General features: G+C 38.7%; 10 protein-coding genes and 1 other annotated feature (1 of these 11 only partly in view). Of the genes, 7 read left to right on the forward strand and 3 right to left on the reverse strand.

Annotated elements, in window-relative coordinates:
* Positions 1 to 226: 226 nt before the first annotated feature.
* Positions 227 to 1,525 carry a UDP-N-acetylmuramate--L-alanine ligase gene (gene murC / locus M3600_RS17020; RefSeq protein ID WP_233317687.1) on the forward strand — a complete coding sequence of 433 codons (1,299 nt, stop codon included), beginning with the start codon at positions 227 to 229 and terminating at the stop codon, positions 1,523 to 1,525.
* 48 nt (positions 1,526 to 1,573) lie between these two features.
* Here murC and M3600_RS17025 read toward each other — a convergent pair whose 3' ends face one another.
* On the reverse strand, positions 1,574 to 2,689 hold the full coding sequence (locus M3600_RS17025) for an aminopeptidase (protein WP_233317689.1): 1,116 nt from the start codon (positions 2,687 to 2,689) through the stop codon (positions 1,574 to 1,576).
* Positions 2,690 to 2,971: 282 nt separating this feature from the next.
* On the opposite strand from M3600_RS17025, the gene M3600_RS17030 reads away from it, so the two are divergent.
* The 3 genes from M3600_RS17030 to ytxJ all read left to right on the forward strand — a co-directional run bounded on the left by M3600_RS17030 (position 2,972) and on the right by ytxJ (position 4,284).
* On the forward strand, positions 2,972 to 3,415 hold the full coding sequence (locus M3600_RS17030; protein WP_233317691.1) for a DUF948 domain-containing protein: 444 nt from the start codon (positions 2,972 to 2,974) through the stop codon (positions 3,413 to 3,415).
* Positions 3,416 to 3,431: 16 nt separating this feature from the next.
* Entirely contained in the window at positions 3,432 to 3,896 is a 465-nt protein-coding gene (locus tag M3600_RS17035; protein WP_251646825.1) for a YtxH domain-containing protein, read from the forward strand.
* A gap of 61 nt (positions 3,897 to 3,957) precedes the next feature.
* Positions 3,958 to 4,284: a bacillithiol system redox-active protein YtxJ gene (gene ytxJ, locus M3600_RS17040; RefSeq protein WP_233317694.1), complete on the forward strand. Its 327-nt coding sequence runs from the start codon at positions 3,958 to 3,960 to the stop codon at positions 4,282 to 4,284.
* A 40-nt stretch (positions 4,285 to 4,324) separates the two neighbouring features.
* Here the strand turns inward: ytxJ and pilM are convergent, their stop codons facing one another.
* Positions 4,325 to 6,481: a cell division protein FtsA gene (gene pilM / locus M3600_RS17045; RefSeq protein WP_251646826.1), complete on the reverse strand. Its 2,157-nt coding sequence runs from the start codon at positions 6,479 to 6,481 to the stop codon at positions 4,325 to 4,327.
* Between the two features lie 293 nt (positions 6,482 to 6,774).
* On the opposite strand from pilM, the gene M3600_RS17050 reads away from it, so the two are divergent.
* The 3 genes from M3600_RS17050 to M3600_RS17060 all read left to right on the forward strand — a co-directional run bounded on the left by M3600_RS17050 (position 6,775) and on the right by M3600_RS17060 (position 11,258).
* Complete coding sequence (locus tag M3600_RS17050) at positions 6,775 to 7,851, forward strand: bifunctional 3-deoxy-7-phosphoheptulonate synthase/chorismate mutase (protein WP_233317698.1); 1,077 nt, start codon at positions 6,775 to 6,777, stop codon at positions 7,849 to 7,851.
* Positions 7,852 to 8,217: 366 nt separating this feature from the next.
* Positions 8,218 to 9,216, forward strand: coding sequence for a catabolite control protein A (gene ccpA, locus M3600_RS17055; protein ID WP_233317700.1), 999 nt, complete (start codon positions 8,218 to 8,220; stop codon positions 9,214 to 9,216).
* A 182-nt stretch (positions 9,217 to 9,398) separates the two neighbouring features.
* A complete protein-coding gene (locus M3600_RS17060; protein WP_251646827.1) occupies positions 9,399 to 11,258 on the forward strand; it encodes a SpoIID/LytB domain-containing protein in 1,860 nt (619 codons plus the stop codon).
* A gap of 43 nt (positions 11,259 to 11,301) precedes the next feature.
* Here M3600_RS17060 and M3600_RS17065 read toward each other — a convergent pair whose 3' ends face one another.
* A complete protein-coding gene (locus tag M3600_RS17065) occupies positions 11,302 to 14,223 on the reverse strand; it encodes a transglycosylase domain-containing protein (protein ID WP_251646828.1) in 2,922 nt (973 codons plus the stop codon).
* A 149-nt stretch (positions 14,224 to 14,372) separates the two neighbouring features.
* Positions 14,373 to 14,551, forward strand: a binding site (T-box leader) (it continues 50 nt past the right edge of the window).

Here is a 14,551-nt window from a genome sequence, read left to right on the forward strand (position 1 = left end):
ATACATAGTTTTTCTCCATAAAAGATGGTATAATGAATAAATGTGAGTGAAAAAAGGAAAAAAAAGTTAAATCTGGCCTGATTGGATATTACCTTGTTTTAGCATTTTCTTTAAAAAGGTAATATCCCTTTATGAGGCCCATAGTGGCGAAATTTATGCTATGAGCAAATTATAGGTTCATTTCATATACTGTGTAAAAGATATACGATAGTTGGAGGTTCTTTATATGACTATTTACCACTTCGTAGGTATTAAAGGGTCAGGGATGAGTGCACTTGCACAAATCCTGCATGATATGGGATTAAAAGTTCAAGGTTCAGATGTAGAAAAGAGATTTTTTACACAGGTGGCTTTAGAACAGTCAGGAATTAAAATTCTTCCTTTCTCAAAGGAAAATATTCAGCCGGGAATGAATGTCATTGTGGGCAATGCTTTCCCTGATACGCATGAAGAAGTTGTGGAAGCAAACGCACTGGGTCTACCAGTTGTCCGCTACCACCGTTTTTTAGGCGACTTTATGAAGCAGTTCACGAGTGTGGCTGTGACAGGCGCCCATGGTAAAACATCCACAACAGGGCTGCTTGCTCATGTGATAAAAGGCGCGAAGCCGACAGCATATTTAATTGGGGATGGAACAGGAAGAGGTACGGAGAATGCGGAGTACTTTGCATTTGAAGCATGTGAGTACAGAAGACACTTCTTATCTTACTTCCCAGATTATGCCATCATGACGAATATTGATTTTGATCATCCTGATTATTTTGCGAATGTTGATGATGTATTTTCTGCCTTCCAGGAAATGGCTTGGCAAGTGAACAAAGGAATCTTTGCTTGTGGTGATGATGAACAGCTTCAAAAAATTCAAGCAAAAGTGCCTGTTGTGTTCTACGGATTTGACGATGAAAATGATTTCCAAGCAAGAAATGTTGTAAAGTCAACAGAAGGTACGACGTTTGAAGTATATGTAAGAAATACTTACTATAATACATTCTCAATTCCGACATTTGGCAACCATAATATTTTAAATGCACTTTCTGTTATTGCTTTAAGTCATTACGAAGATTTGGATGCAAGCATTGTGCAGGAACGCTTAATGTCATTTGAAGGTGTAAAACGCAGATTCTCTGAAAAACAAATCGGAGATCAAGTAATCATTGATGATTATGCACATCACCCAACGGAAATCAAAGCGACGGTTGAAGCTGCAAGACAGAAGTATCCGGACAGAGAGATTGTGGCAGTATTCCAGCCGCACACATTCTCACGTACGCAAACTTTCTTAAATGAATTTGCTGAAAGCTTAAGCTTGGCTGATTCCACTTATTTGTGTGAAATATTCGGATCTGCAAGAGAAAACCATGGCAAGCTTAGCATTGAAGACTTGGCAGAGAAAATTCCAGGCAGCAAAGTCATTTCAGAAGAAAAAATTGAAGCACTGAAAGCACACGAAAAGAGTGTTATCCTATTTATGGGTGCTGGAGATGTTCAGAAATTCCAAGAGGCGTATGAAAAATCGCTTGTGTAAATAGTATAAAAAAGATGCTGCTAAAAGCAGCATCTTTTTTTTGTCATTTTATTTAAGGTTTTCTGGATTCAATGACTCCAGTTCAGGTATAACAAATCTTCCATCCTTACGAATAAGCACACCGTCGAAATAAATTTCTCCTCCGCCATAATCAGGTCTTTGAATATTGACCATATCCCAATGAATATTAGAATGATTGTCATTGAATGCATCATCATAGCATTGTCCTGGTGTGAAGTGGAAGCTTCCATCAATTTTTTCGTCAAACAGAATATCCTGCATTGGATGAAGAATATATGGATTTACCCCAATCGCAAACTCCCCAATAAATCTTGCGCCCTCATCTGTATCAAGGATTGCGTTCAAGCGTTCTGTATCATTAGAAGTTGCTTCAATGATTTTGCCATCCTTGAATGTAAGCTTAACCTGCTCAAACGTGAATCCTTGGTATGGAGATGGTGTATTATAGGTAAGCGTTCCGTTTACAGAATTGCGCACAGGAGCAGTATAAACTTCCCCGTCAGGTATATTCATTTGGCCAGAGCACTTGATGGCAGGAATATCTTTAATAGAGAAAGTCAAATCAGTTCCAGGGCCAGTAATTTTTACTTCATCCGTTTTGTTCATTAGATCAACAAGACTATCCATTGCTTTATCCATTTTGCCATAGTCTAGATTGCAGACATTAAAGTAGAAATCTTCAAATCCATCTGTGCTCATTTTTGCAAGCTGGGCCATAGATGGACTTGGGTAACGAAGCACAACCCATTTTGTCTTCGGAACACGAATTTCCCTGTGGACTTTCTTTCCGATTGTAGAGCCTTCGATTTTCATTTTTTCAGCAGGAACATCTGCATGTTCATTAATATTGTCACCTGCACGAAGTCCAATATAAGCATCCATTTGGCTCATTACATTCGCTTCAAAGGCAGCCATCATTTCATATTGTTCTTCTTGGGCACCTAATAGCAATGATCTGTTCACATCATTATCCTTTAATGAAACAAATGGGTATCCGCCTGCAGCATATGCTTCCTTCACAAGAGCTTTGACTAGCTCCTTTTGCAAACCGAAGTTTTCAATAAGTACTTTTTCTCCTTTTTGCAATCGAATAGAGTAATTAATTAAGTTTTTAGCTAACAGCTCAATACGTGGATCTTTCATAAAATGCCTCCTATATTATTAAAAAATTTCGACTCTTCTTTGTATGTAGATACGTCGAACCCCCGATTATGTGGTCAACTATATTATTGTACCCTAAAAAATATTTTTCTTAAATAATATTGTCTGAAATAACCTAAACTAGGGGAGTCTTTTGACACAAAAGTTATAGGATGAATTTACCTGTTTTATTTGTTTCTGGCTGTTTTTCCAACTATAATAGAAGAAAGGTTTAGGCATTCGCCAAATTGGGAAAAACATTGAAAAAGCGGAGGTGTATAGTAAATGATTATTATTTTATATTGCAGTGTTGCATTGATTGCCATTGCTTTCACTATTTTGGTAATTTATGTTGCCAGAACATTGAAATCGTTACATATCACACTTGATAGTGTCTCCAAAACATTAGTTGGCCTTGAAAGACAGCTTGATGGTGTCACGAAGGAAACGACCATTTTACTGCATAAGACAAATGTTTTGGCAGAGGATATTCAGCAAAAATCAGAAAGCCTCAACAGTGTTGTCGATGCTGTTAAAGGTATTGGCACTTCAGTTAAAGGATTTAATGATTCTATTCAAAACATCAATCAAAATGTGGAGCAAAAGCTTGTCCACAATCAGGACAAGATTGCCCAAGTACTTCAATACAGCAAGATGTTCTTTAACATCAGAGATCAGTGGAAAGCTCGCAAAGCTGCTGAGAGTAACATAAAAGTAAAAGCTCATTAATTTTTTAGGAGGGGTAATGATGACAAGGGAATACGAAACAACAGTTGTAGAAAATGAAAGCTCAAACGGAAAAGACTTTCTGCTAGGTGCCATTGTAGGCGGAATTGTTGGAGCAGCGACAGCTCTATTCCTTGCTCCAAAGCCTGGTAAGGAACTGATTCAGGATTTGAATCAGCAGGCAGGACTTCTGAAAGAAAAAGGAATTGAGCTCTCTGGCACAGTTAAGGATAAAGGAACTGAGTATATCAGCATTGCTAAAGATAAGACAGGCAGCTTAGGCAATACGGTAACGAAGCATTCCAATGGTTTAATGGAGAAAGTAAAAAATCGAGGGAAAGACGAACAGCAGACAGATAATGCAGAAGCTGCTGCAGGTACGGAAACTGACGACCCTTTCAAGGGCGAGTATGATGAAATCCAAAAGAAACTGGAAGAAACAAAAAAAGCGTTTGATGAAACAGAAAGCAGATATAACCAATAATAAGGTGCCCCAGCTAATGGGGCTTCCTTTTTATGTAAAGACAAAAACTGGAGGGAAATCCATGAAAAAAATTGAGACAGTAGAACAATTGGAAGAGGTTTTGAACAGCAGCAAGAAAGCATTCGTTGTGAAGCATAGTTTAACATGTCCGATTAGTGCGGCAGCATTTGACGAATATAACCAATATGCAGACACAAATAAAGATATCGATACCTATTATTTGGCTGTACAGGAGGCTAGACCGCTATCTAACTATATTGCTGAAACATTCGGGGTTAGACATGAATCGCCGCAAGCTTTGTTGTTCTCTGACCGTTCTGTTGTATGGAATGCATCACACGGTGGAATTACAGTCGACTCTCTTCAAGAAGCAAGTGCACAAGCATAAAAAAAGATGGCAACGGGATACTCCCCATGCCATCTTTTTTTTATGTTGCAGCAACCTTCCAGACAATGGAAAGGTCGTCACCTTTGTCGATAGGTGTTAAAAAGGTTGCTTTTTCCCCATTTTTCATCAGTTCAAAGCTTCCTTGGTTACTTTTTGGCATATCTATTTGCACATATGCAAATAAATCTTGGAATAAGAAGCCTTCAAAAGGTTTCTGTTCAATTTGAATTTTTTCGTTAGGATAAATTTTATCCTCTAGGTTTAATGCTTGCCCATTTCTTGAAACTTGAGCTAGCTGTTTGGAGAGGGTCAATTTCTTTCCATTAAAGGTGACAGGGAGCACTTGAACAAACAGCACCTGTCTTCTTTCCGCCAATTCTGAGACTGTTGGAATCTGCCTTTTTTCAATCATGATTTCATCGTTAGTATCAAAGCTGTGATTTAGCTTGGAGGGCAGTCCGTTTCGATAAAGCTTTCCGGAAAAAGCTGGAATGACAGTATCCTTTTCATTGATTTTTATTTGGAAAGGACGCAATTCCTCCAAAATATCGTATAATTCAAGACCTTCCAAGAGCTCTTGAATGGTATAGACTGTTACTACATCAATTACATCACGATCTTCTATCCATTTATCGAGAGAGGCTGCTTGCCCGTTGCAGAAAACTCTGTCACAAATTGTGTAATCCTTGCCATTAATGCGCACACTTCTGCCAGTATCTGAATCTAGCAAGCTCTTAATCTGTACTTGTGTCTGCTCTCCATCCTTGCCTTTTACCACTTTCAGACTTTGCCCGTTTTCGACTAAATCATCTAATGAACAAATTTCCCCATCTCTTGTAATGACAGGTCCTTCCCCATGGCTTCCTGGGATAGTAATTTTTTGCCCATTTAAAGAAATGATTTTTGCTATTCCCGGCTTGCCGTACAGTTTAGATACGGAGAGGCCAGAGGCAAGCAGACAGTCTCCAATTGTCAGCTTATTTACTTCAAACAGCCTGATAGGCTGTTCGTTCACATAAACAGTTTTATATTGCACAGGAGATTGACCTGCCGCTATCGCAATGCCTGCTGGTGTAACAAGCTCAGGTCCTTTAATAGCCGAATCCTCAAAGGTTAAGTTATTAATAGCATCAATGCCTCTAATTGCAACTCGGTTCGCAGGCAAATTTAACAGCTCTGCTATTTTTTCTTGAAGTGCAGGTGTTTGGCTACCTCCGCCGACAAGCATGACAGCCTTTGGTGACTGATGGTTATTCAGGAGCAGTATTTCCCGGCAAATGGCGTCTGCAAGCTTATCTAATGCAGGAGATATTTGCTTGATAACTTCTGCTCTGCTTATGTCTGTAGAAAAGCCAAGAATATCAGTAATCGTTATTTGCTCCAGTTCAGAGAGCTGTTTTTTGGCTGCTTCTGCTAATGGAAAATCCAATAAATATTGATCGCTGATTGCTTCTGTTATTTCATCCCCAGCGACAGGAACCATGCCATAAGCGATAACAGTGCCTTCATCAGTAATAGCAATATCGGATGTTCCTGCTCCAATATCTACAAGAGCGACATTTAATCTTCTCATAGATGGAGGAATCAATACATTAATGGCGGCAATCGGTTCAAGTGTCAAAGCCTCCATTTCCAAATCTGCCCTGTGCAATGCGGCAATCAATGATTCTACGACAACCTTTGGCAGAAAAGTAGCAATGATCTCTACCTTTGCAACATTTCCCTGCTGGTCAATCAAGCTCCCCATTTCTTGTTCATCAAGTGTGTAACGAAGCACAGAATAACCAACACAATAATAAAATTGACTGTTTTCGCGACTGTTTTTTTCAGCAACCGCACTTTGTGCCTGCTGGACGGCCGCAAGCTCCATATGTAGAATATCCTGCTTAGTCATCATTGGTTTTCTTGCGATTTCTACCGTATAAGCAGCTTTTTCTGTTTTTAGTGCTCTCCCTGCTGCAGCTACACTGACTTTGCGGAGAGGACCATGTTTTTCTTCCATTTTAGTTTTAATTTCCTGAATGATTTTAGCTACTGCAAGGACATCATGTATTTGTCCGTCTAGCATTGCTCTTTCTTTATGCTCAATGGAAAGAATATCTGAAACATGATAATTATCACTATCAGCTTCAATGATAATGCCAACTACGGATCGTGTACCAATATCTAATGCAAATAATTTTTCTTTATTTTGCAAAAAATACACCTTCTTTTAATGAAAATGATAAAAAATGGGTTTATTGTGTACATAATAAATGTTATTGTTTAACTTATATTTACAGAAAAAATATGAATAAAAACGCTTTAGTGCTTAAAAGCGTTTAATTAATAAAGAAAAGTAGTGACAACCGAATAAAGTTGTTTTATAATAAACCCAATTAAAAGAAATGTAACATATTTTTTAGTTGGTATAAAGAATAATCGGCAGTTGTCCAAACAGGTTATAGAAAACACTGATTTGGATTATTGATAGAAGGGATGATGGAGATAGTGAGCAATAAAGAATTGGAAATGCTTCGTGACAGAATTGATGAGTTAAACTTAGAAATTTTAGAGAAGATTAACGAGAGAGCTAACTTAGTCCAAAAAATCGCACAAACAAAAGTGACACATGGAGCACATCGTTATGACCCTGTAAGGGAACGCAAAATGCTTGACGATATTTTAGCTAAAAACGACGGGCCGTTCGATAATGCAACGATTGCCCACTTGTTCAAACAAATCTTCAAAGCTGGTCTGCAGCTGCAGCAAGAAGATGACAGCAAAGCACTTCTTGTTTCCCGTAAAAAGAAACCGGAAGATACAATTGTTGATATTAGAGGAACAAAAATTGGCGATGGAGTACCTAAATTCGTCTTTGGTCCATGTTCAGTTGAGTCATATGAGCAAGTTGCAAAAGTTGCTGAAAGTGTAAAAGCAAAAGGTTTAACATTGCTTCGTGGAGGAGCGTTTAAACCAAGAACATCTCCTTATGATTTCCAAGGTCTTGGTGTAGAAGGTCTAAAAATCCTAAAGCGTGTTGCTGATGAATACGATCTTCGTGTAATCAGTGAAATCGTAAGCCCACAGCATATTGAAGAAGCATTGGATTACATTGATGTTATTCAAATCGGTGCTCGTAACATGCAAAACTTCGAGTTATTAAAAGCAGCTGGTAGTGTGAAGAAGCCTGTATTGCTAAAAAGAGGACTTGCTGCCACAATTGAGGAGTTCATTAACGCAGCTGAATATATTATTTCTCAAGGTAATGACCAAATCATGCTTTGTGAACGCGGTATCCGCACATACGAACGTGCTACAAGAAATACCCTTGATATCTCTGCAGTACCAATCTTAAAACAAGAAACACATCTTCCTGTATTTGTTGATGTAACACACTCAACTGGAAGAAAAGATTTGCTGTTGCCTTGTGCTAAAGCAGCACTTGCAATCGGAGCAGACGGCGTTATGGCTGAGGTTCACCCGGATCCTGCAGTTGCTCTGTCAGATTCTGCACAGCAAATGGATATTCCGCAATTCGATGAGTTCTACAAATCAATTCTTGAGTCACCATACGTAAGAGCATAATTTTTTGAAAAAAGCAGATGGATGATACCATCTGCTTTTTTGTTTGCTCTTTCATTAGGTATAAGTTTGTTGGAAAATGTCTATAAAATGAGTAGTGATAATAGGTATCACGGGCATTTTAGATTCATATATGTTAGAATATTTAGAAATGAAAACGCTCTGACAACAGGGCTAACCTTAATTAATTAAAAAAAACAGCTTTTTTGAAAAAAAATGAAAGCTTGTCATTGCGGCATTTGCAACGTTATCGTATGATTAAATACATAATCAGACAAGATTAGCTAAATTGAAACAAACAATGTTTAGGTTCTAGCTACTTGCCGTAAAATAAATATAGTGAATGTACGTTTAAAAGGAGTGTAGAACATGAATATTACAATATATGATGTCGCTAGGGAAGCGAGTGTATCAATGGCTACTGTTTCCCGTGTTGTAAACGGAAACCCGAATGTGAAACCTGCAACAAGGAAGAAGGTCCTTGAGGTAATTGACCGTTTAGGATACAGACCTAATGCTGTAGCGCGCGGTTTAGCAAGTAAAAAGACAACGACTGTAGGTGTCGTTATACCTGATATTTCAAGCACTTTCTATGCAGAGCTTGCTAGAGGGATTGAAGATATTGCAACAATGTACAAATATAATATTATTTTGAGCAACTCAGATCAAAATAAAGATAAAGAGCTTCACCTTCTGAATACAATGCTTGGAAAACAAGTTGACGGGATTGTATTCATGGGCGGTAACATTACAGAGGAGCATGTTCAGGAATTTGAAAAGTCTCCAGTGCCGATTGTACTTGCAGCAAGCGTTGAATCAAGCAAAAAGATTGCTTCTGTAAATATTGATTATGCGCAAGCAACTTATGATGCTGTTACTTCTTTTGTAGAAAAAGGACATAAGGTTATTGCACTAGTGCTAGGTTCATTAGAAGAGCCTATTAACAAGTTGCATAAGCTTGAAGGATATAAGCGAGCATTGGCGGATGCAGGCATTGCCTTTAATGAAGATCTTGTTGTAGAAGGAGATTACACATACGAATCTGGTATGGAATCATTTGACAAACTAATGGAATTGGCTGAAAAGCCTACTGCTATCTTCGTTGGATCAGATGAAATGGCAATCGGCGTTATCCACTGTGCAGAAGATAAAGGCTTTAAGGTTCCAGACGATTTTGAAATTATCAGTTCTGACAATACAAAGCTTACACTAATGGTAAGACCGCAATTAACAACTGTTGTTCAGCCGCTTTATGATATTGGCGCAGTGGCAATGAGGTTGTTGACTAAGTATATGAACAAAGAAACAGTGGAAGATGGCATCGTTGTATTGCCTCACCGTATTGAGTCTAGAGGATCAACAAAATAATAATTTTTCAAAAAAAGATGGCTTTGGTAGATGCCATCTTTTTTTGTTTTGTATGTCTTATTTCCCATTAATTACACCTAGTAATCATGTCTTTAGATTTATAAAATGAAGAAGTATTATATTGTTATTTTACTATTTTTATAACTAATAGATAGATAGTCATGGGTAATAGGGGGAAATAGATGAAAAAGATAATGTGTATGTTGCTTATTTGTGCTGTTGTAATTTCTGTCCTTTCACCACAAATAAAGGCGGAAACAGTCCCAATGTTAGAAGTGAAGCTTGTCAATTATCTCGGCAATAATTCTTCCATTACGGTTGTTTTTAATGGAGAATATACCCTTTCCAACGGTAAAAAAGTCAGTGCAGGAACAGAGACTGTCATGAGTATTGTTAACAATGCGTTAAAACTGTCTACAAGCAAAGGACAGGTTCTTCTAGAGAATGGAACAATCACAGCAACTCCATTGAAAACAGATAGCTCTCTAGCATTAAATGGCCGCAGCTATTATGGGTCCTTCCAATTTGTATTAGAAAAAGACACGAAGAATAATAAATTGTATATTCGTCCAATCAATAAAATTGATATAGAAACATATTTAAGGGGTGTCGTTCCGCAAGAAATGCCAGCACTGTGGACTATGGAAGCATTAAAGGCGCAAACAGTAGCAGCAAGAACATACGCCTTAAAACATATAAATGATGCAAATATGGTGGATACTATTGCAAAGCAAGTGTATGGGGGGATTACAGGAAGTCATTCTCGCAGCGATACAGCTGTCAAGGAAACAGAAGGGCTTGTCCTGAAATACAATAATACGTTAATAGATGCAGTATTTTCTGCAAGCAATGGGGGCAAAACAGAACTAAACAGCAGTGTTTGGGGAGGAAATGCAGTTCCTTATTTTGCAGTAGAAGAGGATGCGTATGATTTTCACCCATCTACAAAGGAAAAGTTCCCTTGGGTAATCCAACTAAAACAGCAGCAGGTGACAGACAAGCTGGATTTGGATGCGGCTGACACATGGTGGACATCTGTGAAGGAAGCAGATGCAGACCAGCAAGTGCTGAAAAATATGAAAACCTGGTTGAAAACAGAAGGCTATACAAGTGATGTTAACAAGATAAAAATCTCCACAATTTCAAAGCTGGAACTCGATTTAAAAGCATTGTCAGCTGGTGGGAGAGTTTCTAAAGGATCTGTAAAGGTTGAATATCTGCTGATAAAAGCTGATGGCAAGACTGCTGAAAAGAAAACACTAGAATTAAATGGTGTTCCAGCATCAAAGATTCGGGCGATGGTAGGCATCGACAAAATGCCAAGCTATTTAATTGATGTTTCTGAATTAAAGAACGGAATAATTATTATTAAAGGCCGCGGAAATGGTCACGGTGTAGGCCTTAGTCAGTATGGCGCCAAAAACAGAGCAGAGGCTGGACACAATTATAAACAAATACTCCAGTTCTATTATCCCCGTACCGCTCTTGTTAAGGAATATAGTAATGCAAGCAGTAACTCGAACACATCAACTAACAAAACAGTAAAGAAAGATACTGTTGCACCTGTTATTTCAAGCTTTAAAGCTAATACCGATTACAAGAAGAATACAGTTAAGCTGTCCATGAAGATTAATAAAGCTGGCAAAACGACCATTATAATGAAAGACTCAAAAGGAAAGACGATCTCCACATTAGCCAATAATAAAGCAGTGAAATCTGGCTCTATTTCTGCTGATTGGATTATCAGCAAAATAGCAAATGGCAATTATACTGTTGAAATCACGGCAGCAAACTTGGACGGATATAAGAAAACCATTAAACAAAAAGTAACGATTTCAAAGCCTGCTAAAGAGAAAAAAGGCAGTGTTAAGGCATCAGTGCTAAATGTAAGACAAAAGCCAAGCACCTCTTCAAAAGTGATGACAAAACTAAAGAAAAAGCAAACAGTTATCATTCTTTCACAGCAAGGGACATGGTATAAGGTGAAATCAGGCTCAAAGACCGGCTATGTTTCTGCTAAATATATAACAGTATTAAAATAAAAAAAGACGTTCCGTTAAACGGAACGTCTTTTTTGCAGCAAGATCAAGTATTATCGCTTTTTTCTTCCTCACTTGCAGCGTTAGAGTCTTCTTTATCTGAATCAGTTGATTCATCATTTGTCTGTTCTTGCTTGTTTTTATCCTCGTTCGAAGCTTCTGTTTTATTCTCTTCCTTTTTCTCTGTGTTTTTCGCCGTATCTGCTTTCGCTTTAGAGTTTTCCTCTTTTTTAGCGCTTGTCTTATTGCCGACTTCTATCTTATTAGAGTTAGAAGATTCTTTACCAGCAATATCAACTGCTTTCACAACATAAGCCCCGCTGCCAGCTCTATAGGAGAGACTGTCACTCGCTTTAATGCTTGCGACCTTTTTGCCGTTTTGATACACACGATAGCCGATAACATCTTTTTCCCCGGATCTTGACCAGGTGATCGTGTTACCGCTGCTGCTGATTTTTGGAGCTCCTGGAGCTTTTCCGTTGTCCGTTATTTTATTTGATGGAACAACGACATTTTTCAGCGCTGTGTTATTTTGAATCAAGGTACTAGGATCCGTTACAGTAATTCCAAACAGTTTTTCAATATAGTCAGGATTTAATATAACTCCATTTTCAGCAAATTCACTTGGTGTTGAGTCTAAAGCCATATATTTCGTATCGCCAATCTGCACATATTTCCCTGCAACGATACTGTCATCTGTCTTGTTCGGAACAGCATTTGCTTTAAATAAATCTGTTGTAACAAGTCCCGCTTTTGAACATCCCTCTGAGGCAAGCAAACCAGAAAGGGAGCAGACAGATCGTCTGACAATTCCGCCTGGCATTGTAAAGCTTTCAGACGGGTCTACAAGCTTCGAATCGACATCGTAAGCAGCATTCATTAAATCTGCCCATAAATAGTTATTACGCATGCTGTAGCTCATCGTCCCGGAACTCTGGAGTGATTTAGGTGTGTCATAACCTGTCCATACCCCGAAGGAAACATTCGGGTTAGTAGCCACAAACCAGGAATCCTTAAATTCCTGTGTTGTTCCTGTTTTTCCAGCCCAGTCAGAGCTGAACTTCAAGCGGCTTTTAACTGCCGTAGCGGTTCCTTGATTAATAACATCCCGCATCATATCGATAGTTAAATAAGATGTTTGCGGGCTGAATACTTTCACTTTGTCTGCTTTATGCTTATAGATAACTTTTCCGTCTTTATCAACAATTTTATCAATCATATAAGCATCAACGAACTCTCCGCCATTTGCAAATGTTGCAAAGGCATTCGTATTTTCCTCAACAGAGACGCCGTTTGTTATTCCCCCAATAGAGGTTGCTCTGTTAGAATAATCGGCATCTGTTAATGTTGAAAAGCCCATTTTTTCTAAGTAGGTAGCAGGCTTTTGCGGCAGAATTTGCGCATAAGCCTTTACCGCAGGGACGTTATAAGATTTAGCGAGTGCAACCCTTGCTGTTACAAGACCATGAAACTGGAAGTCATAGTTGTTCGGCCAGACTGTCCCAGGTCTTGCTGGGTCCAGAGCCAAAGGCACATCTGGAAGGACTGTTCCAGGTGAAAGTGTTCCTAATTCAATGGCAGGACCGTATACGAGCAGCGGCTTCATTGTGGAACCGTTCGGTCTTGGGGCTGTGCTATGGTTTGTAGCTTCTCTGTCATAATCTCTTCCTCCGACAAAGCTGATAATAGCACCAGTCTTATTATCAATCAGCACCGCACCTGTTTCTACAGGCTCCATGATAGTTTTCTTTTCTCCTGTTTCGCTGTTTGTAACAGTTTGTGGTTTATCAGGACCGTAATATGGGTATTTAGCTACTACATCCTGAAATTTATCATACATTTTTTTATTGATTGTACTGTGAATTTCATAGCCGTTCTGATGGATTTGGCGATCAGCCAGCTCATAATACTGCTCTTCCAGAACTTCATCTTCCTCTAAATCCTTCGCATTATAGCCGTCTTCTTTTGCAAGCATTTCAGCGATGATTTGGGTCGCTCTATTTTCAATTTCGTAAGTAACCCATGGATATTTTTCAGTCGGACTTGCCTCAGGGCTCGCGAAATCCTTCGTTATATCATAGGCAGATGCTTTTTCGTACTCTTCTTTTGTAATTTTATGCTGGTTGTACATTCTTGTCAGAACCGTCTGCAGTCTTTCCAAACCAGGTTCTAAATTCTTTTTGACTGTTCCATCTTGGGTGAACGGAGTATAGCCGAACGGACTTTGCGGCAGTCCAGCGATAAATGCTGCCTGCGGCAATGTAAGATCTTTTGCTTCCACCCCAAAGATTCCTTTTGCAGCAGACTGTACACCGGCAATATTTCTGCCAGAGGCATTTCTGCCGAAAGTAGACACATTTAAGTATGCTTGAAGAATCTCCTCTTTAGAGAAAAATTTCTCCAGCCTTAATGCGAGTAATATTTCCTTTGCTTTTCGTTCAAAGGAAACTTCATTCGTTAAAATCTGGTTTTTGATAAGCTGTTGTGTTAAGGTGCTTCCTCCAGACTGTGTGGAGCTGTTAGAAACTTCCTGAACCAATGCTCTCATTATCGCTTTAGGAACTACACCATCATGCTTATAGAAGTTCTCGTCCTCTGTGGCAACGATCGCATCCACTAAATATGGTGATACATCCTCTATTTGCACTTCTTCTCGTTCTAAATCTGTCGGCAGTTTTCCTAAATAAACGTTATCGGCAAAATACAGTTCGGACGTTTCTTCATAATTATAAATGTCCTTTTGCATCGTCTTGTAGGAGCGGATAGGTTCCTCCTTAACAAGAGAAGCAAAATAGCCTGCACCGATTCCTCCAGCAAAAGCACCGCCGACTATCAGTAGAATAATGAATATCAATATAATATTCCAAGAGACTTCATAAGTGATACGAGCTCTTTTGGCGGTTTTTTTATTGGTGAAGAAGCTTAGGAAACCATGGAGATAGTTTTTCCACTTCGGGCTTTCATTCATATGGTATCATTCCCCCTAAAATCACATACATTATAGCATAAAGCAATGGGCAATATGGACAATGTTCGATAATTTCCAACCTTTTTCGCAAAAGCATTTGACATGCTACGTTCTTTTATGGTAAAAATAACTCAAACTAATATTGATTCGTTATTGCGTTGATGGGAATAAGTAGTTCTTTTATCACTATACTAAGAGAGCCATTGGTTGGTGTGAAATGGCATATATAAAAGGATGAATTACCTCCCGTAGCTTCTGTTGGGAAATCCTCATATGGGTTAGTAGCAGCAGACGGTTGTGAGCCGTTATCTTTTTTAAGTGGAGAGAA

The sequence above is a fragment of the Niallia sp. MER 6 genome (genome assembly GCF_023714395.1).
Classification (GTDB): Bacteria; Bacillota; Bacilli; order Bacillales; family Cytobacillaceae; genus Niallia.